This is a genomic window from Blautia sp. TM10-2, from assembly GCF_003480845.1.
Lineage (GTDB): Bacteria > Bacillota > Clostridia > Lachnospirales > Lachnospiraceae > Fusicatenibacter > Fusicatenibacter saccharivorans.
Genome location: NZ_QUJZ01000006.1, coordinates 150,892 through 174,126, shown reverse-complemented (window position 1 = coordinate 174,126; position 23,235 = coordinate 150,892). Strand labels below are relative to the sequence as shown.

18 protein-coding genes and 1 tRNA gene are annotated in these 23,235 nt (G+C 47.1%); 4 read left to right on the top strand and 15 right to left on the bottom strand.

The features are described from left to right. Positions 1-14: 14 nt before the first annotated feature. The 4 genes from DXD92_RS07930 to DXD92_RS07915 all read right to left on the bottom strand — a co-directional run bounded on the left by DXD92_RS07930 (position 15) and on the right by DXD92_RS07915 (position 5,241). Positions 15-926, bottom strand: coding sequence for a carbohydrate ABC transporter permease (locus DXD92_RS07930; protein ID WP_118640366.1), 912 nt, complete (start codon positions 924-926; stop codon positions 15-17). A 38-nt stretch (positions 927-964) separates the two neighbouring features. Then, a complete protein-coding gene (locus DXD92_RS07925; RefSeq protein ID WP_243104862.1) occupies positions 965-1,906 on the bottom strand; it encodes an ABC transporter permease in 942 nt (313 codons plus the stop codon). A 253-nt stretch (positions 1,907-2,159) separates the two neighbouring features. Next, on the bottom strand, positions 2,160-3,722 hold the full coding sequence (locus tag DXD92_RS07920; protein ID WP_117802085.1) for a response regulator transcription factor: 1,563 nt from the start codon (positions 3,720-3,722) through the stop codon (positions 2,160-2,162). Positions 3,723-3,828: 106 nt separating this feature from the next. Beyond that, positions 3,829-5,241 (bottom strand): amidophosphoribosyltransferase, encoded by a 1,413-nt coding sequence (locus DXD92_RS07915; RefSeq protein ID WP_055227987.1) that lies wholly within the window; start codon positions 5,239-5,241, stop codon positions 3,829-3,831. A 368-nt stretch (positions 5,242-5,609) separates the two neighbouring features. On the opposite strand from DXD92_RS07915, the gene DXD92_RS07910 reads away from it, so the two are divergent. Continuing rightward, positions 5,610-6,797: an MFS transporter gene (locus tag DXD92_RS07910; protein ID WP_118640365.1), complete on the top strand. Its 1,188-nt coding sequence runs from the start codon at positions 5,610-5,612 to the stop codon at positions 6,795-6,797. A gap of 304 nt (positions 6,798-7,101) precedes the next feature. Here the strand turns inward: DXD92_RS07910 and DXD92_RS07900 are convergent, their stop codons facing one another. The 4 genes from DXD92_RS07900 to pepF form a co-directional block, all read right to left on the bottom strand. Beyond that, positions 7,102-7,629 (bottom strand): flavin reductase, encoded by a 528-nt coding sequence (locus DXD92_RS07900; RefSeq protein ID WP_117509337.1) that lies wholly within the window; start codon positions 7,627-7,629, stop codon positions 7,102-7,104. 530 nt (positions 7,630-8,159) lie between these two features. Continuing rightward, positions 8,160-8,231 (bottom strand) — tRNA-Gly (locus DXD92_RS07890). A gap of 733 nt (positions 8,232-8,964) precedes the next feature. Then, the gene (locus DXD92_RS07885; protein WP_022462268.1) at positions 8,965-9,729 is read right to left on the bottom strand and encodes a nitroreductase family protein; all 765 of its coding nucleotides are present in this window, start codon (positions 9,727-9,729) and stop codon (positions 8,965-8,967) included. A gap of 292 nt (positions 9,730-10,021) precedes the next feature. Continuing rightward, the gene (gene pepF / locus DXD92_RS07880; RefSeq protein WP_118594989.1) at positions 10,022-11,833 is read right to left on the bottom strand and encodes an oligoendopeptidase F; all 1,812 of its coding nucleotides are present in this window, start codon (positions 11,831-11,833) and stop codon (positions 10,022-10,024) included. A gap of 203 nt (positions 11,834-12,036) precedes the next feature. Between pepF and DXD92_RS07875 the strand changes: the two genes are divergently transcribed. From DXD92_RS07875 to DXD92_RS07865, 3 genes are read left to right on the top strand one after another with little or no spacing between them, the layout of a single operon-like run. Continuing rightward, entirely contained in the window at positions 12,037-12,414 is a 378-nt protein-coding gene (locus DXD92_RS07875) for a GntR family transcriptional regulator (protein WP_118594990.1), read from the top strand. Further along, on the top strand, positions 12,407-13,105 hold the full coding sequence (locus DXD92_RS07870; RefSeq protein WP_118594992.1) for an ATP-binding cassette domain-containing protein: 699 nt from the start codon (positions 12,407-12,409) through the stop codon (positions 13,103-13,105). The genes DXD92_RS07875 and DXD92_RS07870 overlap by 8 nt, the downstream gene beginning before the upstream one ends. Further along, positions 13,099-13,932, top strand: a complete 834-nt coding sequence (locus DXD92_RS07865) for a hypothetical protein (protein WP_118594993.1) — start codon at positions 13,099-13,101, stop codon at positions 13,930-13,932. The genes DXD92_RS07870 and DXD92_RS07865 overlap by 7 nt, the downstream gene beginning before the upstream one ends. A gap of 73 nt (positions 13,933-14,005) precedes the next feature. Here the strand turns inward: DXD92_RS07865 and DXD92_RS07860 are convergent, their stop codons facing one another. The 7 genes from DXD92_RS07860 to pstB form a co-directional block, all read right to left on the bottom strand. Beyond that, positions 14,006-16,270: a glycogen/starch/alpha-glucan phosphorylase gene (locus DXD92_RS07860; protein WP_055227980.1), complete on the bottom strand. Its 2,265-nt coding sequence runs from the start codon at positions 16,268-16,270 to the stop codon at positions 14,006-14,008. 168 nt (positions 16,271-16,438) lie between these two features. Further along, on the bottom strand, positions 16,439-17,473 hold the full coding sequence (locus tag DXD92_RS07855) for a LacI family DNA-binding transcriptional regulator (RefSeq protein ID WP_055227979.1): 1,035 nt from the start codon (positions 17,471-17,473) through the stop codon (positions 16,439-16,441). A gap of 98 nt (positions 17,474-17,571) precedes the next feature. Then, entirely contained in the window at positions 17,572-19,053 is a 1,482-nt protein-coding gene (gene malQ, locus DXD92_RS07850) for a 4-alpha-glucanotransferase (protein WP_118594995.1), read from the bottom strand. Between the two features lie 439 nt (positions 19,054-19,492). After that, the gene (locus tag DXD92_RS07845) at positions 19,493-21,151 is read right to left on the bottom strand and encodes a sensor histidine kinase (RefSeq protein ID WP_118594997.1); all 1,659 of its coding nucleotides are present in this window, start codon (positions 21,149-21,151) and stop codon (positions 19,493-19,495) included. Between the two features lie 9 nt (positions 21,152-21,160). Further along, complete coding sequence (locus tag DXD92_RS07840; RefSeq protein WP_022462258.1) at positions 21,161-21,832, bottom strand: winged helix-turn-helix domain-containing protein; 672 nt, start codon at positions 21,830-21,832, stop codon at positions 21,161-21,163. A gap of 3 nt (positions 21,833-21,835) precedes the next feature. Next, complete coding sequence (phoU, locus tag DXD92_RS07835) at positions 21,836-22,480, bottom strand: phosphate signaling complex protein PhoU (protein WP_117804708.1); 645 nt, start codon at positions 22,478-22,480, stop codon at positions 21,836-21,838. A gap of 1 nt (position 22,481) precedes the next feature. Then, positions 22,482-23,234 (bottom strand): phosphate ABC transporter ATP-binding protein PstB, encoded by a 753-nt coding sequence (pstB, locus tag DXD92_RS07830; RefSeq protein WP_118594999.1) that lies wholly within the window; start codon positions 23,232-23,234, stop codon positions 22,482-22,484. Position 23,235: the final 1 nt, after the last annotated feature.

Genomic DNA, 23,235 nt, shown 5'->3' with positions numbered 1-23,235 from the left:
TCCTATCCGCAGGATCAGCCTTTCAGTGATCCGAGCATAACACCCTGATTGAAGTATTTCTGCACTAACGGGTACATACACATGATCGGCGCGGAGGAAACCACGATGATCGCGTATTTGATAAGATCGGCCATCTGCTTTGCCTCAACGGCTGCAGCGCCGGTACTCATGGCACTCATGGTCTGATTGCCGACCAGAATGCTTCGAAGGACAATCTGCAGCGGCTGCAGACTTTCGCTTCGGATATAAATCAATGCATTAAAGTAGGAGTTCCACTGTCCTACTGCTGCCCACAGGGCAATAACAGCGATAACGGCTTTGGAAAGCGGAAGCACAATCTTGAAGAAGAATCCAAGGTATCCACATCCATCCAGCTGCGCCGCCTCCCAGAGATCCTCCGGGATACTGTTGTTGAAGAACGTTCGTCCTACGATGATGTAATACGTTACAACGGAGAACGGAACAACCATAACCCAGAAGGTGTCCAGCAGATGAAATCTCTGTACTGCCAGGTAGGTTGGGATCAGACCGCCGGTGAAGAACATCGGGATCAGGTAAAATGCTGTGAAAAATCTTCTTCCATACAAATGCTTTCTGGAAAGCGCGTAGGAAGCCGGAATATTGACAACGAGTGTCACAAGCGTTCCCATAATTACGTAAGCAATCGTATTACGGTAGCCGGTCCACAGCTTTGCATAGCTCGCCAGCTGTTTGTATCCTTTGAAGTTAACTCCTTTCGGAAGGAACATAATCTGTCCGTTGGATACGGCTGCCGGATCACTGAACGATGCAATGATGATGAAGTACATCGGATACAGGGTGATGATGATCAGAAGCACGCCGATCGTATACAGGATGATATCGAAAATCCAGTCTTCTCTGGATTTCTTTACTTTATTTGTTGATACTGCTTTTGCTTTACTCATATCTTTGCTCTCCATTCCTATGTAGGCTCAAAATTCTGTCAGATCAGTGAGGTATCACTCATTTTACTGGAAATGAAGTTGACTGCCAGAAGAAGAACCAGGTTGATAATGTTGTTAAACAGGCCAATTGCAGCGGAAAGGCTGTACTGGCTGCTCACAAGGCCCATCTTATACACATAGGTGGAAATGATCTCACTTGAGGTACTGTTCAGTGTATTCTGCAGCAGGTAAACCTTCTCAAATCCAACGCTCATAACGCTTCCCATTCTCATGATAAACATGATGGTTGCCGTCGGCAGCAGAGCCGGAACGTCGATGTGGATCATTTTGTGCCATTTGTTGGCGCCGTCCATCGTTGCCGCTTCATACAGGGTCGGGTCTACAGAGGAAAGTGTTGCGATATAGAGGATACTGTCCCATCCTACATGCTGCCATGCCTCAGACCATACATAAATGTGCGGGAATGCTTTTGCACTTCCCATCAGGTTCGGGAGCTTGAATCCAAGCAGTCCGACCAGCTTTGCGATAATACCTGTACTTGGGGAAAGAAACAGGATCAGCATTCCGGCCATAACAACGGTGGAGATGAAGTGCGGCAGATAGGTTGATACCTGGAAGAATTTTTTAAACTTCTGTGCCTTCATCTGGTTAACCAGCAGTCCCATGATAACCGGAAGCGGGAATGTTACCGCGATGGTGTAAAGACTGATGATAATTGTGTTTTTAATGGTCAGACCGAACTGATAGGAGTTAAAGTACTGTTTGAAGTATTTCAGTCCAGCCCAGCTGCTTCCCATAATTCCATCCGCAGGTGTAAAGTTTTTAAATGCAATCACAATTCCGTACATCGGGTAGTACGTAAACAGTGCAAAAATGATAATAGAAGGAATCATCAGTAAATATAATGGCCTGCTTCTTCTCACTCCCTCTACAAATCCTATGGAACTCTTCTTTTTGGTTTTACTATGGTTGGCGCTCACATATCATCCCTTCTTTCCTTTAAATTTTTCGTAACTGTTCAGAGTCCCATCTCGATTTTTCTTCCATTTCGCATGGCTCTGAATCGTTACAATTTTTCTTTTTCATGCTCTCGTTTCAACCGATGAACATATTATACAAAAAAGAGGGGCGTTTTTCTATCATTTTCCGGCAGTCTGTATATTAAAAAAGAGATGTCTTTTCACATCTCTTTTTTAATCAGAACGTTTTTTTGTTATTGACATCGTTTTTTTGTTATTTTTGTCTGCTCCGGTACTCATTTGGTGTACATCCGACCAGCTCCCGGAACGTTTTACTGAAATAAGAAAAATTTCCATAGCCGACTTCCATCGCAATTTTGCTAATCGGAAGCGATGAACTGCGCAAATACTCCTTTGCCCGCTCAATGCGCCGCTCAGCAATATAATTCGGAAGCGACATTCCCGTTGTTTTCATAAAAATTTTGGAAACGTAGTCCTCTGAGAGGAACACTTTTCCTGCAAGCACGGATCTTGAAAGATCCTCGTTCAGATTCTGTTCGATATAGTCTTTTAGCTGCTCCACCACATTGTCACTGCGGGATTCGTTCTTTTTCTGACCTTCCAGCACATCAAACAGATAATCGATGAACGCATGGGCACCTACCACAGAGAGAACCGCCTCTCTCCGTTTCGTTTCATACTCTTCACTGTCAAAAATCTGTCCGAAAACAATATTGCTCTCTTTTAAATAAACATATATATTCTGTATCATTTCTTCAAAAAAACGACTTGTGAAATCTTTTCGCAGACCGCCGCTTTTCTCACGCTTTTTCAGATATTCCTGCAGCTTTTCCCGCACAGCCGCAAGGGAATCGGATCGCTCCATCTCAGCCAGATACGTTTTCCACGGCACTTCCTGATAATCGCGCTCTACGAAAGACCAGCGTGTCTCATACAGAATCCCTGTTTCATCCGGCACTACATACTTTTCCATCTCTTCGAGCTGATCGCGGCTCTTTGAAATCTCATCCAGTACCGCCGGTTTTCCCATGTACATGCAGAATCTTGCCGGAAACGCACCCGCCAGACAGGTCCGCAGTTCTGCCAGTTCCTCCTGCGTTCCCATCGCACTTCCGTGATTTCGCAACACAACTGCCCATTCCAGATCGCTGACATGTACCACGGTTTCCAGTTTCATTTCTGTTGTTTCCACATATTCCGTCAGAACATTTGTAATCACAAAATTATATAAGCTGATCTCCTTTTTATAATGTTCCTTATCCGGAATTTCCAGTACCCGCAGCAGAATCAGACGGAAGGTCTCATCCGGAGTACAATATCCGCTCTTTTTTGCCCTTTCAATCCAATACTCCTCCTGCAGACACTGAACCAGAAGATCCTCCCAGAATTGCTTTTCATTCTCTCCTTTTTTCTCCTGTTTCTTCTGTTTTTGATGTTTTTCCTGCACAATCCCGACAATTCTGCGCAGCGCTGTTTCCAGATCCACATTGGAAATCGGTTTTAACAGATATTCCCTTGATGACAGCTTCAGCGCCATCTGCGCATACGCGAAATTTGCATAGCTGCTCAGGAAGGTACATTCAATATCCAGCTTTTTGTACCGGATCCATTCCAGAAGCTCCAGCCCGTTGCCCTGTGGCATATCAATGTCACACAGCAGCATTTCAATCGGATACTCTTCCAGCAGCTTCTGCGCCTGGCGGATGTTGTTTGCCGTAAATACCATATCAATTCCAATTCCGCTCCAGTTGACGGTTTCTTCCAGCTTTTCCACCAGAAGCTTATCATCATCTACAATCAGAATACTAATCCCCATAGGTAAGCCTCCAATATATTTTTCTTCTTTTTCCTACAGAAAAAAGCCAGCCGACAGACTCTTATTTTTCTGTCAGCTGGCCTGTTTAAAAACCATTATAACCTGTTTATTCTTTTCCGTCAAAGCAATAGGTACACATTTTGCATTTCGGCAGTCCGATCGACTCTACCAGATCGTCCAGACGGTGATATCTGAGGCTGGTGAAATTCTGACGGCGGCAGATTTCCTGGCACATGGACTCGTAGCGGTCGCTGGTCGGATCTGCATACTCTTCCAGTACTTTCTCTGCGTTTTCTCCCTCTTTTTCCAGAATAATCCGTCTGGTGATCAGATCCAGCTCGGATTTGGAGCGGGAGAAATTCAGGAATTTGCAGCCATACAACAGCGGCGGGCACGCCGGGCGGACATGAACTTCTTTTGCACCACTCTGATATAAAAATTCCGTTGTCTCACGGAGCTGCGTACCGCGCACGATGGAGTCGTCGATCAGCAGCAGTTTTTTCTGATCGATCAGTGCCTGCACCGGGATCAGCTTCATTCGGGCAATCAGATTTCTCTGTTCCTGGTTGGTCGGCATAAAGGAGCGTGGCCAGGTCGGGGTATATTTGATGAATGGTCTTGCAAACGGAACTTTGGACTCATTCGCATAGCCGATTGCATGCGCAATGCCGGAATCCGGCACGCCTGCAATGAGATCCGGGTGGACATTGCTTCCCGCATCACGTTTGGCAAGCATGGCGCCGCAGTGATACCGCATCTCCTCTACATTGATCCCCTCATAGGACGCAGTCGGGTAACCATAGTAAACCCACAGGAAGGAGCAGATCTTCATCTCCTCCTGCGGCGGCACGAGCATCTCGACGCTCTCCGGCGTAATAAAGTCAATCTCACCCGGTCCGAGTTCATGGTAATCCGTGTAACCCAGGTTCAGATATGCAAAATTTTCAAAGGATGCGCAGTACGCTCCCTCTTTCTTTCCAATAACAAGCGGGGTGCGGCCTTTTTTATCGCGCGCAGCGTAGATGCCGTCTTTTGTCAGCAGCAACAGCGTCATGGAACCGTCAACAACATCCTGCAGATGGCGGATGCCCTCCGGAATCGTCTTTTCACTGCAGATCAGAGATGCCGCAAGCTCGGTTGCATTGATCTGACCGGTGCTCATCTCCTGGAAATGGGTACGGCCGTTGCCGTAAACCTCTTTTAAAAGCTGATCCATGTTGTTGATTTTTCCAACCGTGGTAATCGCAAAGCTTCCAAGGTGTGACTGGATCAAAAGCGGCTGCGGTTCATAGTCGGAAATGCAGCCAATGCCGAGGTTTCCCTCCATTTCTTCCACATCACGCTCAAATTTTGTACGGAACGGTGAATTTTCAATGTTGTGGATAGCACGTGAAAAGCCATTTGCTCCGTATGTCGCCATACCGCCTCTTCTTGTTCCGAGATGTGAGTGATAGTCTACTCCATAAAACAGTTCCAGTGTACAGTCTTTTCTTGATGCAACTCCAAAAAAGCCTCCCATTTCTTGTCTACCTCTCTTTGTGTATTTTTTCTCCCTTGTGTTCTCTTAAATATGAATGCCCCGGCAAACCGGGATGCCCGGTTACTGTTCACCGATGCGGGAACCGCAACCAGTCTTCTTTTAGTGTACCACGATCTTCTCCGTACTGTAAAGTACAACTAATAAATTTGATATAAAAAATAATCTACATTAATAAATAAATTTACAGCTTTTTCCACAAAGATTTTACTGTAAAATCAAAAAAAGAAAGTATTGATTCTTTTTATCGGTTATGATACTTTAAAACTGCTTATGAATCTTGGTTTTGCGTTAAACGCAAGAAAACGATTCATTCTTATTTTATCTTTTCTTAAGAGGAGGTTTTTACCATGGTTTCACTTTTGTTACCAGTCATTTATCTGGCATTCATCAGTCTCGGACTGCCGGATTCTCTGCTCGGCTCAGCGTGGCCGGTCATGTATCAGGAGCTTGGAACTTCTGTTTCTTCTGCCGGCATCATTTCTATGATTATTGCCGCCGGAACAATCGTATCCAGTTTGAACAGCGACCGTCTGAATACCCGCTTCGGCACCGGAAAAATCACGGCAGTAAGCGTTCTCACAACAGCAGTGGCGCTGTTTGGATTCTCCGTCAGCCACTCTTTTCTCGCCCTCTGCCTCTGGGGTATCCCCTATGGCCTCGGCGCCGGAAGCGTGGACGCAGCCCTGAACAACTACGTTGCCCTGCACTATAAAGCCCGCCATATGAGCTGGCTGCACTGTATGTGGGGCGTCGGATGCAGCACCGGTCCGGTCGTCATGGGATATGCCATCAATCATTCCACCTGGAACAACGGCTACCGTACCATCGCCCTGTTCCAGATTGTGCTGACTCTGATTTTATTTTTCAGTCTTCCTCTCTGGCAGAAGCCATCTGCTGATACTTCTGCAGATGAGAACTCCGTTCCGGAACAGAGAAGTTTTTCCCGCCTGATCCGCGTTCCCGGTGTCAAAGAGGTTCTGACCTGCTTCTTCTGCTACTGTGCGGTAGAATCTACTGCCGGCATGTGGGCTGCAAGCTACTGTACTTTGTTCCGCGGCATCGATGCAAAGCGTGCGGCAAGCTGGGCAAGCCTGTTCTACGTTGGCATCACGATCGGACGGTTCTTCTGCGGTTTCATCACAATGAAATTAAATGACCAGAAAATGATCCGGCTCGGACAGGCTGTGATCGCAGTCGGCACGATTCTGATGCTGCTGCCGCTTGGCGATTCCCTTCTGTTTATCGGCCTGATCCTGATCGGACTTGGCTGTGCGCCGATTTATCCTTCCATCATTCACGAGACACCGGCAAACTTCGGTGCCGACTTAAGCCAGGGAATCATCGGCATCCAGATGGCCTTTGCTTACGTCGGAACCTGCCTGATGCCGCCGGTTTTCGGTGTTCTCGGCCAGCATATTTCCTTCGGACTGTATCCGGTATTCCTGATGGCCATTTTGATTCTGATGGTTGTAATGGCAGAGCGGATGCACCGCGTAACGGCGGAAAAGAGAAATTCTTATAAAGCCAACTATTAATCCAATTATTCTGCAGCAGAATGGTCCCCTTGGATCAAACTCTGATATACTGCGTACAAAAAAGTACATCTGATCAGGTTACTCCCTGATCAGATGTACTTTTTGTAAATTTCGGAAATTTTTTCAAGCACGCTCCGCTTCAAACTCTTTCACCACATCCTCCAGCAGGTTTCTGATCTGCAGGTGCTGCAGACATACTTTCTCACATTTTCCGCATTTCACGCAGTCTGATGCCTTTCTGCCCGGTGCAGTATATACAAGATTGTGATAAGAAATACTGATACATCACGCCAATTTTCCTGTTTCATTCCTCAATCATGCCAAAGACATCTTCAATCTCGCCCATATACAGATAATGGAGATCGCCATCTTTATATAAAGTATCGCGCGTAAATTCCGGCAGATCTTCTTTCTCCATTCTGACCGCATAGATTTTTTTGCAGACAAAGGTCAGCTCTGCCTCTTCAAATCCAACCGCATTTCCCAGCATCTTCGGTGTCAGACTGGTCAGACTGATCTTATCCGGCACATCATTTCCCGATTTTGATCCCAGGATTCCAAGATCCTTCCGATATTTCTCTGGAAAAAAGCAGACCGTAAACTCGTCTTCCTTCTGCAGAATCTGATGCGTCCGGCGGCTTTCCCGGATAAATACGGTAATGATCTGCTTTCCTTTCTTTGGCGGTCCCCAGATCGTCCCCATCGTACCCCATCCGATCGTCATCGTATTATACTCCCTTGGCGTACCCGCAGTACACAAACCCCAGCGGTCATCAAAAATAGAAAACACATCATACTTTGCGGTTTTAAAATTCTCCATCGTAATGTTCATACTACATTCCCCTTTCGCTGATTTGCTTTGTTATCCTTAGCATACCGTACGGTAGTAACTACCGGGCAAGAACTTTTTTTCGAAGCCTTGAATTTTTATAAAAACAGGGAATTTTTTTATTTTAGAAATAAGAATTGTATGTTATACTAATGAACGTTGCCACTCCCAGACAGGCAGAGAAGGGAGGGTTGACAGTGCAAGAACTATTCTATTCATTTCATTTCATTTTTTCTTTCCGTTATGGCAAGTATAGTAGCCTACTATATCTGCAAATGGCTGGACGGTAAGAAATAACTGGCAGCCAGCCTAAGGTTTAAGCCGCCTTGCCCAAAAGGCACAGAAAGCCCCACGAGTTGCAGCTCGTGGGGCTTTTGTTGACTTTGCAAGCCATTCATTTCATTGCCTATCGGCATTATAGCATATGAAAATTTAAAATGCAATATTCTTAAGTTTTAAAAATAAGATTTCTTTTTCATCTATTTTTCCACAACGCAAAAACCGGAATGCTTACACATTCCGGTTTCCAGCAGAGCGCGAGACGGGATTCGAACCCGCGACCCCAACCTTGGCAAGGTTGTACTCCACCCCTGAGCCACTCGCGCATTTATTAATTTTTATCTTGCTAAGTGCTCGCTGCACCTTACAAATGATACTATACAGGAACTCCCCTCATTTGTCAATACCTATTTTCAATTTTTTTCAAAAAAAATCAAAAGTATCTACGATTCCCTCAATTTTCGCTCTCCATCAGACACCCGCACAGCTGTCTTCCCCCCACAAATTCACACCGAACCACCCTCCTGACGAATCCAGACTCCTTTCCATCCGTCCTCCCAACCTCACATACTCACGCCGATCCGCCTCCTAGCGGATCCAGACCTCTATCCACCCCACATGCTCACGCCGATCCGCCTCCTGGCGGATCCAGACCTCTATCCACCCCACATGCTCACGCCGATCCGCCTCCTGGCGGATCCAGACCTCTATCCACCCCACATGCTCACGCCGATCCGCCTCCTGGCGGATCCAGACGCTTTACCCCCGTCCCCACCGTCAGACCTCGCGTGGCTTCGTGCCTGCGGTGCAGCGGGCATAGAAAAAGAGGGCAAGAACTGTGAGCGCAGAAGGGGCCCGGAAAAATGGGATGACCTCTGGTGCACAACACCAGAGGTCAAAACGCACTGAGTCGGGAAACCATCAGGTTTCCTGACGAATTGCGTTGATTCCCATTTTTCCGGGCCCCTTCCGCGCTACAAGTTCCGCCCTCTTTTTCTCGCCCGCTGCACCGCAGGTACGAAGCCGCACGAGGTCGTCCGCGGTCGTCCGTATTCACCTCTACGCCTTCAGAATCGCGCTCAGCACATACTGATTATTTGAGAAGTTTTTCTGCGAAATATCCCCGAGTCTGATCAGGTCGACATCCAGCCACAGCTCCTCCGCTGCCACCATCATATTTGCAAACATAATCCCAAAATTCACCTCATCCCACTTCCGAAGCTTCTCCACACTGTGCTTCTTCGAGAAAATATGAATCCTGTTATCATAAACCACAAATCTCCACGGCTGGCTGTTCATACTGGATGGCGACAGTCTCGCCGCCTCCAGCATCTGCGTCATCCACTGCCGCGGCACCTCTTTGAACACGCAAAGATCCTCCAGTGGCAGTCTCTTTGCCTCACTTTGCCGTCTCGTATGCGAACCATGACTCTTACCAAAAGCGACGATCCCCACCAGCCGCTTTCCGTTCTTCTCAAGCTCCGCCTTTTTCACACGATTACTTCCGATAAAACAGGTTCCCAGTCCGATACTGCACAGATACAGCACCATCTGCTCCATAATATAGCCCACATTCATCAGGTATCGCTCTGACTCCTCCGAATAAAAAGCCATATAATACGGCGCCTTCACACTGAACATACTGAGCATTCTCTCCTGCCCTTTCCGGTTGTCCAGAATCGCCATATCCACACCGATGCCGGAAAACAACGCCGGCATTTCCTTGTAATGCTCCCAAATCTTATCTAATGTCTGCGGCGGAAGCGTGTCGAAACAATAATTTCTTACTGATTTTCTAACAAAAATAGCCTCATATAAATTCATACTCTCACCCTTTATTCATCTGCTATCCGTCTGTTTTTTCAAAAAACCGGCTGCGGCTGCCCTGTTTTTAAGGTCAAAACCGCCTTCCGAAAATATTTTGCTTAATTTCCTTTCTTCGACAGAAATATGGAAATTCTCCCTCTTAATCGCAATTTTTTTTCATATCCCAGTTTTCTATTTTTATTCCGTAATAATATTGTAACATATTCAAAAACTTTTTCAAGGGAAAAGCGCGCCAAACTTTGTATATTTTTCACACATATTTCCATTGTTTTTTATGCACTTTTAACTTTTACTCTTCTTGTGCCGTAAGCTTCTCCAGTTCCTCCACATAAGAAGCAAAGACATCCAGTGCCTCTTCCACCGGCTCCGGCTTTGTCATATCGACGCCGCAGATTTTTAAAAGGTCGATCGGATCCATCGAGCAGCCACCGCTTAAGAACTGTTTGTACTTTTCCACAATGCCCGGTTCCCCAGCCAGGATTTTGCTGCTGATCGCAATCGCAGCGGAAAAACCCGTTGCATACTGATACACGTAGAACGGCGTGTAAAAATGCGGAATTCTCGCCCACTCCAGCGCAATCTGCGGATCTGAAATCATATCCGGTCCGAAATATTCCTTATTGATCGACAGGTACAGCTCGGAAATGCCATCTGCGGTCAGTGTGCCGTCCTCTGCCATTTTCTCATGAATCCGTTTTTCGAATTCTGCAAACATAGTCTGACGGAATACCGTTCCCTTAAACTGGTCCAGGAAATAATTCAGCAGGAAAATTTTCTCCTCTTTTTCCTTCGCATGCTCAAGCAGATAGCGGATCAGCAGAGCCTCATTGCAGGTTGATGCCACTTCGGCAACAAAAAGACGGTACTCTGCATACGTATACGGTTGTGTATGGTTGGAATACCAGGTATGCAGCGAATGACCCATTTCGTGCGCCAGGGTAAAGACAGAGTCAATGTTTCCGTCAAAGCTCATCAGCACATACGGATGAGAATCGTAAGATCCCCAGGAATAAGCGCCGCTGCGTTTTCCTTCATTTTCGTAGACATCAACCCAATGCTCTGAAAATCCTTTTTCCAGCAGTGCCACATAGTCCTCACCAAGCACAGCAAGTGCTTTCTTTACAATCTCGGTCGCCTGCTCATACGTATACTTCTGTTCGTACTTTTTCGTCAGAGAAACGTATACATCATACATATGAAGCTCTTCTACCCCAAGAAGCTTCTTGCGCAATGCCACGTAACGATACATGGCCGGCATTTTTGCATGAATTGCCTCAAGCAGCTTGTCATAAACCGAGACCGGTATATTTCCGCCATCCAGCGACGCTGCCAGAGCAGACGGATACTTCCGCACATCTGCGAAAAACGCTGCCTGCTTCAGATTTGCGCCAAATGTTGCGGCAAGCATGTTTTTGTGTTTTTCATATTCGGCATAATATTTTTCAAACGCCTCTTTTCTCACACGGCGGTCCTTCGACTGTAAAAATCCGATAAACGTACCATGGCTTAACGGAACCTGATTTCCTTTGGCATCCGTGACCGGTGAAAATCTGAGGTCTGCATTTGAAAAAGCTGAGAAAATCTGATCCGGGCTGGCTGCCATCTCTCCGGCTTTTGCAAGAACAGCCTCCATTTCCGGTGAAAGAATATGCTCCTTTTTTCGGAAATTTTCTTTTAATACGCGGTCATACAGACGGAGTGGTTCATACGTCTCTTCAAATTTCGCAACCGTTTCCTCATCGAGCTCCAGAATTTCCGGTTCCACAAAGGAAGCTGCGTCTGCGAGAACCGCCATCATGCTGTCCATCTTTCCTGCATATCCCTGATATTTCTGATTTCCCATGTCCTGATGGTATTTCTGACTTGCATATACATACAGGCTGGAAAATACACGACTGATTTCGTCCAGATCCGAAAGGACACGGTACAGTGCTTCTGCACTTTCTTTCATGGTTCCCTGTCTGGAACGGAATGTCTCAATTTTTTTCTCGATTTTCCGCTCTGTTTCTTCAAATGCCGCATCGCTGGCAAACAGGCTGGAAAGATCCCAGCAGTACGCCGGATCCATCTCTTCTCTTTTTTTCAGTTTAATTTCTGCCATAATTCTCCCTTTCATCCGTCCTTTCAGGCGGAACGATTCTGCGGTCTTTCTTCTAATTTTATTGTGCCGCACTTATGGTTAGTTTACCACAGTTTTCCCTCGAAATCTAAAATTTTTTCTTAAAATTCTTGACAAATCCCTAAAGCGATTGTATGATTGTATTATCAAATTAATACAGTAGTACAAAAGGAGTGAACGCCATTATGCCATGGAACCTCGATTCCGCGCGGCCGATCTATCTGCAGATCATCGAGCGGGTCCAGATGGACATTGTTACCGGACAATATCAGCCGGGTGACAAGCTTCCGTCCGTCCGCGATCTCGCGCAGGAGGCCGCCGTCAACCCCAACACAATGCAGAAAGCCCTCTCCGAACTGGAACGCAGCGGACTCATTTATTCCCAGCGAACCAGCGGACGCTTTATCACAGAAGATAAGGAGTTAATTCATCAGATGAAACAAGAACTTGCCGCCGCAGAAGTATCTGCTTTTGTTGCCCATATGAAACAGCTCGGCATTACACCGGAGGAAATCCTGCAGTTACTCGCAAAAACCATGGAGGAGGAAGAAAATCATGCCTGAACTTGTAACGTGTAAAGATCTTACGAAGCGCTTTGGAAATCATACCGCACTCGATCACATCAATATTTCCCTGGACTCTGGAAAAATCATCGGACTGCTCGGTCCGAACGGAAGCGGAAAAACAACCCTGCTAAAACTGCTGAATGGTCTGCTTACGCCAAGTGAAGGGGAAATCTGTATCGACAACAACCATCCCGGTATTGAGACAAAAAAAATTGTTTCATATCTGCCGGATAAAATGTATCTCGGCAGCTGGATGCGCGTCTCGGATCTTTTGACCTATTACAGCGATTTCTTCGACGATTTTGATACTTCCCGCGCCAACGCCATGCTGGAATCTTTAAAAATCAGTCCGAAGGATCGCTTAAAAACCATGTCAAAGGGAACAAAGGAAAAGGTACAGCTTATTCTTACCATGAGCCGCCGCGCAAAGCTGTACTGTCTCGATGAACCGATTGCAGGCGTTGACCCGGCTGCGCGCGATTATATTTTATCGACGATTTTAAACAATTACGACCCGGACGCATCCATCCTCATTTCAACCCATCTCATCTCAGATGTCGAAAATATTCTGGATGAAGTCATTTTCATTCAGGAGGGCCAGTTAAAACTGCACGCCTCGGTTGAGGATATCCGGATGCAGGAGGGTGAATCGATTGATTCTTATTTCAGGGAGGTATTCAAATGTTAAAAAAATGTCTGAAACATGAGTGGAAAGCATGCTGGAAAAACATGGCGCTGCTGAACGGTGCTGCCATTTTCATGGGCGCTCTCGGAGGCTTCGGATTCCTCTTTTCCCAGATTTCTGAGCTGCCGGATCTGCTGATCGTCCTCTATCTGTTTGCGTACGTTTTGATTGTGATCGCCGCATCCGTCATGACACAGGTGCTGATGATCCAGCGCTACTATAAAAATCTTTTTACCGACGAAGGGTATCTGACCAACGTCCTTCCGGTATCGGCAACGGATCATATTCTCTCCAAAATGCTGGTTTTCGGCGCATGGAGCATCTTAAACGCACTTTCCGTTCTCGCTTCCTTCGCTTTTTTGCTTCTGCCGTACGCAATCCGGTATTTTACCGCAAACACCCTGCTTTTTTACAACAAGGCCATGACCTTTTCCGATTTTCTGTCCTATCTCTGGGCACAGATTACCGGTGTTGCCGATGCTGCTTTTTCCCTGATCGGCATCACGAACCACATCGGTATGGCACTGTTTTCCATCGTTGGCTTCTTCGCTTCGCTGTTCTTTGGCATTCTTCTGTTCTATGCCGCCATCAGCATCGGAAGCCTGGTATCCAGCCACAAAATTCTGACGGCTGTCCTCTCTTACATCGGCATGACTACCGTGATCCAGATCTTCGGCGGAATCAGCATCGTCCGTGTTTTCCAGGACTCCACACCGACTGCTGTGGTTACCACATCCTCGGTTTCCACACTTATCATCACCGTGGTGCTCTGCGTTGTTCTGTTCCTGATCTGCCGCTATATCTTAAGCAGACGGCTGAATCTTTCATAAAAATTGCATTAAAAAACGCCGCCGCGGACGAACCGAATCGTCTGCGGCGGCGTTTTGTATGCATGTTCTGCACTTATGCCAGATGCCAGATATCCTCGTTGTACTGTGCAATGGTACGGTCGGAGGAGAAGAAGCCTGCTTTTGCGATGTTGATCAGGCACTTCTTGTTCCATGCATCTTTGTTCTCGTAGTCTTTGTATACTCTTTCTTTTGTCTTGATATACTCTTTCAGGTCGAGCAGCGTCATGAACCAGTCTTTGTTCAAGATCTCTTTGTAGAGTCTCTCCAGGCAAACCTTGTCGCCGATAGCAAGAAGCTCATCGCTGACGATGAAATCAACCAGCTTTGCAATCTCCGGATCTTCGTCATAGATGTCTTTTGAGCAGTAAGCAGCATCTGCGTACAGGTCGATGACATCCTGCGGTTTCTTTCCGAAGATGTAGATGTTCTCTTTTCCGACAAGATCGCCAATCTCAACGTTTGCACCGTCTTCTGTTCCAAGCGTCAGGGCACCGTTCAGCATGAATTTCATGTTTCCGGTTCCGGAAGCCTCTTTGGATGCCAGGGAGATCTGCTCGGAGATATCTGCTGCCGGGATCACCTTTGCAGCTTTTGATACGTTGTAGTTCTCAAGCATAATCACTTTGAAGTACGGGCTTACCTCAGGATCGTTATCAATCAGCTCCTGCAGGCACAGGATCAGATGGATGATATCTTTTGCGATGATATAAGCCGGTGCAGCCTTTGCACCGAATACCATGGTGATCGGGGTTTTCGGCTTGTTGCCGCTCTTGATATCCATGTATTTGTAAATAGCGTACAGGGCGTTCATCTGCTGGCGTTTGTACTCATGAAGACGTTTTACCTGTACATCGATGATGGAATTTTCATCCAGCGCGATATTCTGTGTCTCATACAGGAACTGTTTGAGATCCAGTTTGCGGTTGTGTTTGATCTCCTCAAGTTTTGCAAGAACCTTCTTGTTGTCTTTGTATTTGAGCAGTTTTTCCAGCTCGTCGGCATCTTTTTTGAATCCCGGTCCGATCAGGCTCTCGATATACTGTGCCAGTTCACGGTTGCAGTGCAGCAGCCAGCGGCGGAAAGTGATTCCGTTTGTCTTGTTGTTGAATTTCTCCGGATAAATATCGTAGAACGGTTTCAGCTCGGAGTTTTTCAGGATCTCGGTGTGCAGTGCTGCAACGCCGTTAACAGAAAATCCGTAGTGGATATCCATGTGTGCCATGTGGACGCGCTGATCCTTGTCGATGATCGCTACTTTCTCATCTTTGTATTTCTTCTTTGCCTGTGCGTCCAGCTCGTGGATAATCGGCATCAGGTGCGGAACAACCTCCTCGAGGTAATCGATCGGCCATTTTTCCAGTGCCTCTGCCAGGATGGTGTGGTTGGTGTAAGCACAGGTCTTGCTTACAACATCGATGGCTTCCTGCATGGTAAAGCCTCTCTCCTGCAGCAGACGGATCAGCTCCGGAATGACCATGGACGGATGAGTATCGTTGATCTGGATCACAACGTGATCATACAGCTTATGCAGATCGTAGCCCTTCTGCTCGCACTCCATCAGGATGAACTGTGCGCCGTTGCTGACCATGAAATACTGCTGGTAGATACGAAGCAGCTGTCCGGCACGGTCGCTGTCATCCGGGTAGAGGAACAGTGTCAGGTTTTTCTGGATCTGATGCTTGTCAAAGTTGATGCTGTCTGATGGAACGATACTCTCGTCTACCGTATCTACATCGAACAGATGCAGACGGTTACAGCCATTGTTGTAACCCGGTACGTCGATATCATACAGGGTAGAATGCATTGTGAAGTTTTTATACGGAACTGCAAAGGATACCGGCTGTCTGACGAGCCAGCTCTCATTTGTGATCCATGGATTTTTCACTTCTTTCTGTTTGTGGTCGACCAGAAGCTGGCGGAACAGACCGAAGTGATAATTAAGGCCGATACCGTCTCCCGGCAGGCCAAGCGTTGCGATAGAATCAAGGAAGCATGCTGCCAGACGGCCGAGACCTCCGTTTCCAAGGGACGGCTCCATTTCCATCTCCTCGATCTCGGTCAGCTCTCTTCCGTGAGCTGCAAGTGCTTTTTCAACTTCCTCGTACATGCCAAGGTTAATCAGGTTATTGGACAGCAGTTTTCCGATCAGAAACTCTGCTGAAATATAATACAGCTTCTTACTTCCGGTGTTTCTTTTGCGACCTGCCATCTCCTGTTTGGTGATAACCATCAGGGCTTCAAAGATTTCGCTCTTTGTGCAGTTGTCCAGATCTCTTCCAAAACGCTCTTTTAAGATTGCCTGAATTCTTTCTTCCATTTTTTTCTCCTCGTATTGCTGTGGATAAATTCCCACAGTGTCATTTAGTTGCGCTGCCATTCCAGATTTCCTGCAATTGGCAGCTTTCGCAGTTCCATTCAAAGCTTTTCCCTGAATGGGACGGTTCACTTCTGAATCACTTTTGGGGGCAGCGAAACAGCAAATATTTTACTGCTGCGCGATCCGCGACTTTGTGGATTCCCTTACGACGAGTTCCCCATCGTATACTTTGCTGCAGGGTTCTTCTTTTCCTGAAATTAAGGAAAACAGCATCTTCGCCGTCTCTGCGGCAAGCTGCTCCACCGGCTGGCGGATCGTTGTGATACTGGGTATATAATACTCTCCCGCATCAATTCCGTCAAATCCGGCGACGGAAATGTCATCCGGCACGGTAAGCCCTGCCTCTTTTAAGGCACGGCACGCACCGATTGCCAGCGTATCCGCGGTGGCATACAGTGCGGAAAACTCCGTCTTTTTTTCCAGAATTTCTTTTGTTATCTTGTACCCTGTGGCGAAAGAGTACGTATCGTCCTTCGTCATATGAAATACCAGATCAGGGTCATAAGGTATCCCATGATCCAGTAAAGCCTGGCGGTACGCATTCAGACGGAGGCGTCCGATACTGATGTCGTCCTCGCAGGCGGTAATGATGGCAATGCGCCGGTGCCCAATGCTGCAGAGATAATCTACCATCTTGTAGCTTTCCCTGTAGTCATCGACCGATACGCTCGCGCACGGTTTTCCTCCGTCTGAAACCGCCCCGATTGTACTGATTACATACGGAACCGGGATCTGCGCCATTTTCTCATGCGGATGCGTAAAGTTTCCGCCCAGGAAAATGATGCCGCGCAGCCGTTTTTCTTTGACGATCTCGATCGCGGAGTCTACCTCATTTGCCTTTTCCTCTACTCGCTCAATAATGCAGGCGTATTTCTTTTTTCGCACAACCTCTTCAATCACACTGATCATGTTGTTGAAGAACATGTTGTCCATGCCTTTTACCAGAATGGCAATCGCTTTGGCATTCGACCGCTTCAGGTTTCTGGCACTGTTGTTCGGTACGTAATTCGATTCAGCAATCACCTTTAAAATCATCTCTTTTGTTTCCGGATTGATGTCCGGATGATTGTTCATCGCTCTCGATACGGTACTCACGCCTACCTTACATTTGCGGGCAATGTCCCTGATTGTTACCTGTTCCATATTCTGCAGGCCTCTCCTTTAAACTCTGTACCTGTTCTGCCGGAATCTCTTCCGGCTTGTTTTCCCGGCCTGTTTTGCTTTCTCTCCGGCGCGTATTTTTATTTTGCAATACGTGCTGTAATCTGTGTCAGCCGATGAATTCTCTTTGCCATTTCCGGTGTAAACTGTCCCGGAAGCAGGCGCCATTTCCAGTTATTTCCAAGTGTGGACGGATAGTTGATTCTTGCCTCCGTTCCAAGACCTAAAAATTCCTGCATCGGAGTGACAGCCAGATTTGCCACGCTCTCCATTGACATGCGAATGAAATCCCACGGGAGTTCCTCGTCGGTACTCTTTGCATTTCCCATATACTCTTTGGAGAATTCGCGGTCTTCCTCACTCATGACATAATACCATCCAAGAATGGTATCATTGTCGTGCGTTCCGGTGTAGACAACACAGTTTTTCTCGTAATTGTGTGGCAGATAATCGCTCTCCTCACGGGAGTCAAAAGCAAACTGCAGCACCTTCATACCCGGATAGCCGGATTCTTTCACCATTTCGATCACGCTCTCGGTAAGATATCCCAGGTCTTCTGCGATGACATCCACATCGCCGAGCTTTTCTTTGACGGTGTTGAATAGATCCATGCCCGGTCCTTTTTCCCAGTGGCCGCGCTCTGCCGTCTGATCACCGAATGGGATGGAATAATATTCATCAAATCCGCGGAAATGGTCGATGCGGACAGTATCGTACAGTTTAAACACGTGAGCCAGACGTAACAGCCACCATGCATAACCTGTGCTCTTATGGTAATCCCATCTGTATAACGGGTTGCCCCAGAGCTGTCCGGTTGCGGAGAACGCATCCGGCGGGCATCCGGCAACTGCTTTTGGCTGGTTGTCCTCATCAAACTGGAACAGAACCGGATTTGCCCAGGTGTCGGCGCTGTCAAATGCAACATAAATCGGAATATCACCGATAATACGGATACCCTTTTCATTTGCGTAAGCTTTCAGTGCTTTCCACTGTTTCAGGAACATAAACTGCTGGAATTTGTAAAATGCAATCTCCTCGGCAAGTTCTTCCCGTTTCTGATTCAGTGCTGCTTCTTCTCTGTCCTTTAATTCTGCCGGCCACTCACTCCAGCTGATTCCGCCGAGTGCATCCTTAATCGCCATATACAGCGCATAATCTTCCAGCCAGTAACCATTTTCCGATACAAATGCATCATATACGTCATCTGCCGCAAATCTTTCAAATGCTTTTCTGAGTACTTTGAAACGGGACAGATAAATCTTTTCGTAATCAATATACTCTGCATTGTCACCGAAATCGCACGCATCACACTCTTCTTCTGTCAGAAGTCCCTCTTTTACCAGGGTCTCCAGATCAATAAAATATGGATTTCCTGCAAAAGTAGAGAACGACTGGTACGGCGAATCTCCATATCCCGTCGGTCCAAGTGGAAGAATCTGCCAGTAGCTCTGGCCGGCCTCCTCCAGGCGATCCACAAATTCATATGCTTCTTTCGAAAAACATCCGATTCCATATCGGGACGGCAGCGAAGCTACCGGAAGTAAAATACCACTTGCTCTCATTTTTTAACCCTTTCTCCTTGTCGTTTTTTCTATCCATCCGACCCCACAAATACATAATTCCTGTTCACGGATACGCAGCAAATTTTAACTTATGCAACCCCTATAGCCAGCTCATTTTGTTTCGTAAAAACAGGGCTGTCGGTATCTCGTCTGTATTTCCGGAAACGGTGTCGGTAACGTTTCCGGAACTCGTTATATTTACAATACCATACTCTGCATCAAAAAACAACCCCCAACCCCCTTATCATATTTACCAAATATTGAATACTCTGTTTATTCAAAACAACGAATTTGCATTTTTGTAACGATGCAAAGCCATACATAAAAAGACAGCATGCGGGGACGGAACCGCTTTGGTCACTTAAAAATCATGAATTTTTCAAGCCTCCCATATAGGTTCTGTCCCCGCATGCTGTCTTTTGCGGTATCTGTTTTTCACTTAAAACTCCAGAATAATCTTTGTTCCGGTTCCAAGTGTACTCTCAATTTTAATCTTCGCATCATGAAGAATCGCTCCATGCTTCACAATGGAAAGTCCAAGTCCCGTACCTCCCGTTTCACGGGAATGACTCTTATCTACACGATAGAACCGTTCAAAGATCCGCTCCTGATCTTCCTTTGCAATTCCGATTCCGGTATCTGCCACAGATACCACTGCCCGTCCGTTTCTTCCGCGGGAAACCGTCACTTCGACCTCACCGTCCCTGCGGTTGTACTTGATCGCATTGTCGCAGAGATTGTAGATCATCTCATAAAGAACCTGCCGTGCACCTTTGATCCGGCAGCTCTCTCCTCTCAGTGTCATCTTCACCTGCTGCTCCTTTGCCCGTATGGAAAGATGTCCCTCGACATCACGGCAGATCTGCATCAGATCCACTTCCTCCATCGGGATTGACTGGTCGTTTTCGTCCAGTCTGGACAGCTTGATAATATCCTCGACAAGAGAGCTTAACCGGCTCGCCTCACTGTGGATTCTGCCCGCAAATTTGGGAATATCCTCCGGTTTTACCATGTTATTTTCGATGATCTCCGCATATCCGGAAATCGACATCAGCGGTGTTTTCAGCTCATGTGACACATTGGCAGAAAACTCACGGCGCATCACCTCGGCTTTCTGTTTTTCCGTCACATCCAGCACCAGGATGACCGCACCGGATACAACACGGTCCACACGCACCGGATTTGCAAGAAGCTGATAGACTCTTCCATTTATCTCCAGCATCCGTTCCTCGGAACTGCCCTCCAGCGCATGATCCAGTGCCTCCTTCAGCTGCTCGTTGCGGCTGACTGTTACGATATTGTGGTTGATGCATTCCTCTGCCGTCACATCAAACAGATTCTGTGCCGAACGGTTGATGGAAAGTACGACTGACTGGTTTGTCACGATCAGACCATCCTTCATATATTCCGTGATGGCAAGATACTCCTCCTGATTATGGCGGAGCTCCTCCATCTGCTGCTGGATCTGCTTCTGCTGCTGATGAATTCTTCCAAGCAGCGGACTCAATTCCTCATATGCTTTGTTGTCCAGCGGATGATTCAGATCAATCTCATTGATCGGCTTTACAAGCGCCTTTGTCATATGGCTGACCATCAGCAGCTCCACGACAAGGACTGCCGCAATCAGTACAACCACCAGCCATATATTCCGCAGCATCACACCGAACACACTGTCTGTTGTCAGGGAAACACGGATGATTTTTCCATTGTCCAGGCGCAATGCCGTATAATATGTTTTGCTCCGCAGGGTCTCGGAATAACGGGAAATATTGCTTTCCCCGGTCTTTTCCGCCTCAATCACCTCCGGCCGCCCGGAATGGTTTCCCATCATGTTCTCATCCTCGACCGAATCAAACAGAACGGTTCCGTCCGTGTCAATCAGGGTAACCCGGCTTGCCGTAATCTTGCCGGCCGGTTTATCCAGACTGTCATCACCCATCTTGTCCAGAAAATACCTGTAATACTCACATTCATTTCTCACCGAAACACGAAGCTGCTCCGCCGTATTGTTGTACATTGCCCAGCTCATGGTGAAAAAAGTCAGGATAATCGCAGCGATAATCAACGCTCCCGCATGTTGAAAGACTTTTTTACGCATCTTACTTTCTCAGCCTCCTATCCGGTATCCCACGCCGCGGACCGTCTCGATCAGCTCGCCGCATTCGCCCAGCTTCTGGCGGAGTGTACGCACATGAACGTCTACCGTACGGGTTTCTCCGTCAAAATCATAGCCCCAGACATGGCCGAGCAGACGGTCTCTCGTAAGGACAATTCCTTTATTTTCCATTAAAAATTTCAGCAGTTCAAACTCTTTTAAGGTCAGGGTAACCTTCTCCCCTTTGGCCAGAACCTGATGCTGTTTCACCTGGATCTGCAGATCCCCGGTCTCCAGCACATCGTTTTCCTTCTCTTCTTTTCCGGCGCGACGCAGCACGGCACGTACCCTTGCGATAAATTCCATCATACCAAACGGCTTGGTAATATAGTCATCTGCTCCGCAGTCCAGACCCATGACCTTATCATATTCAGCGCCCTTTGCCGTTACCATAATGACCGGAATTTCTTTTGTTACTTCCGATGCTTTGAGGCGTGAAAGAATTTCAAGCCCATCCTCTCCAGGAAGCATGATATCCAGAAGGATCAGGTCCGGAAGCTGTTCTGCAATAGCTGCATTCAGCTCTTTTCCGCTTTCCAGGCCTCTTGCGGTAAAACCGCTCGATTCCAGTGTGTATACGATCAGTTCCCGTATATTTCTTTCATCTTCCACGCAGTAGATCATCTGTTATTCCCCTTTATGGTGACCGTTAATGGAGTACACAACCCATTCCGCAATGTTTGTTGCATGGTCACCGATTCTTTCATAATATTTTGCAATCATCAGATAGTCCAGAGACTGGACATCTGTGGTAATTCCCTTTCGCATACCCTGCAGAATTTCATCCTTTACCTCATCAAAAAGATCATCCACGATATCATCGGAATCGATAACCTCCCGTGCAAGCTTCAGATCCTGCTTAACGTATGCATCGATGCATTTTGTTACCATAGAAGCTGTTGCTTTCGCCATATCCTTCAGACGGATGCTTGCATCCGGCACATCAAGACTCGTTACTTTTACGATATCCGCAATATCTGCTGCCTGGTCTCCGATCCGCTCCATATCGGTAATCATTTTTAATGCCGCAGATACCTGACGCAGATCACGTGCTACCGGCTGCTGCTGTAAAATGATGCGGAAGCAGAGATCCTCGATCTCCCGTTCTTTCGCATCGACAACCTGGTCTTTTTTGATAATCTCTTCTGCCGCTCTCTGGTTTCCCTCCAGCAGAACCTCATATGTCCGTCCGATTGCCTGCTCGCAGAGTGCGCCAAGCTCAATCAGCTCCGTGTGCAGAATTTCCATCTGCTGCTCAAATCTTTCCCTCATATCAGCCAAACCTCCCTGTAATGTAATCCTCTGTCCGTTTATCCTTCGGCATGGAGAAGATCTGTTCGGTCTCTCCGTATTCTACTATCTCTCCTAACAGGAAAAATGCGGTTTTGTCGGAAATTCTGGCTGCCTGCTGCATATTGTGGGTTACCATGACAATAGTATAATCTTTTTTCAATTCTACCGCAAGATCTTCGATTTTGGAAGTAGAAATCGGATCCAGTGCTGAGGTTGGTTCGTCCATCAGAAGAACCTCCGGCTGTACGGCAAGAGCACGCGCAATGCAAAGACGCTGCTGTTGTCCGCCGGACATGCCAAGTGCGCTTTTCTTCAAACGGTCCTTCACCTCATCCCAGATTACCGCCTGTCGAAGAGACTGCTCCACAATATCATCCAGCTTCGCTTTGGAACGGACACCATGGGTTCTGGGGCCATAGGCAATGTTGTCGTAAATGCTCATCGGGAACGGATTTGGTTTCTGGAATACCATGCCGACCCGTTTTCGGAGTCCGTTGACATCCATTTTTCCGCCGTAGATGTTTTCTCCGTCCAACAGCATTTCACCGGTGATCCGGCAGCCCGGAACGAGATCATTCATTCTGTTGATGGATTTTAACAGGGTCGATTTACCACAGCCGGAAGGTCCGATAAAAGCCGTCACTTCATTGGCATCAATGCTCAAGTTGATATTTTTTAATGCATGAAAGTCTCCGTAATAAAGATCCATATTGGATACATCTATTTTGCTCATG

Bases quoted from the DNA above. Each gene is read 5' to 3' on its own strand.
- phoU (WP_117804708.1), bottom strand. From the start codon at position 22,480: ATGAGGGAAAGATTTGAGCAGCAGATGGAAATTCTGCACACGGAGCTG.
- malQ (WP_118594995.1), bottom strand. From the start codon at position 19,053: ATGAGAGCAAGTGGTATTTTACTTCCGGTAGCTTCGCTGCCGTCCCGA.
- pepF (WP_118594989.1), bottom strand. From the start codon at position 11,833: ATGGCAGAAATTAAACTGAAAAAAAGAGAAGAGATGGATCCGGCGTAC.
- DXD92_RS07840 (WP_022462258.1), bottom strand. From the start codon at position 21,832: ATGATCTACTGCGTGGAAGATGAAAGAAATATACGGGAACTGATCGTA.
- DXD92_RS07865 (WP_118594993.1), top strand. From the start codon at position 13,099: ATGTTAAAAAAATGTCTGAAACATGAGTGGAAAGCATGCTGGAAAAAC.
- DXD92_RS07870 (WP_118594992.1), top strand. From the start codon at position 12,407: ATGCCTGAACTTGTAACGTGTAAAGATCTTACGAAGCGCTTTGGAAAT.
- DXD92_RS07900 (WP_117509337.1), bottom strand. From the start codon at position 7,629: ATGAACATTACGATGGAGAATTTTAAAACCGCAAAGTATGATGTGTTT.
- DXD92_RS07875 (WP_118594990.1), top strand. From the start codon at position 12,037: ATGCCATGGAACCTCGATTCCGCGCGGCCGATCTATCTGCAGATCATC.
- DXD92_RS07845 (WP_118594997.1), bottom strand. From the start codon at position 21,151: ATGCGTAAAAAAGTCTTTCAACATGCGGGAGCGTTGATTATCGCTGCG.
- DXD92_RS07860 (WP_055227980.1), bottom strand. From the start codon at position 16,270: ATGGAAGAAAGAATTCAGGCAATCTTAAAAGAGCGTTTTGGAAGAGAT.
- DXD92_RS07910 (WP_118640365.1), top strand. From the start codon at position 5,610: ATGGTTTCACTTTTGTTACCAGTCATTTATCTGGCATTCATCAGTCTC.
- DXD92_RS07885 (WP_022462268.1), bottom strand. From the start codon at position 9,729: ATGAATTTATATGAGGCTATTTTTGTTAGAAAATCAGTAAGAAATTAT.
- pstB (WP_118594999.1), bottom strand. From the start codon at position 23,234: ATGAGCAAAATAGATGTATCCAATATGGATCTTTATTACGGAGACTTT.
- DXD92_RS07855 (WP_055227979.1), bottom strand. From the start codon at position 17,473: ATGGAACAGGTAACAATCAGGGACATTGCCCGCAAATGTAAGGTAGGC.
- DXD92_RS07920 (WP_117802085.1), bottom strand. From the start codon at position 3,722: ATGGGGATTAGTATTCTGATTGTAGATGATGATAAGCTTCTGGTGGAA.
- DXD92_RS07915 (WP_055227987.1), bottom strand. From the start codon at position 5,241: ATGGGAGGCTTTTTTGGAGTTGCATCAAGAAAAGACTGTACACTGGAA.
- DXD92_RS07930 (WP_118640366.1), bottom strand. From the start codon at position 926: ATGAGTAAAGCAAAAGCAGTATCAACAAATAAAGTAAAGAAATCCAGA.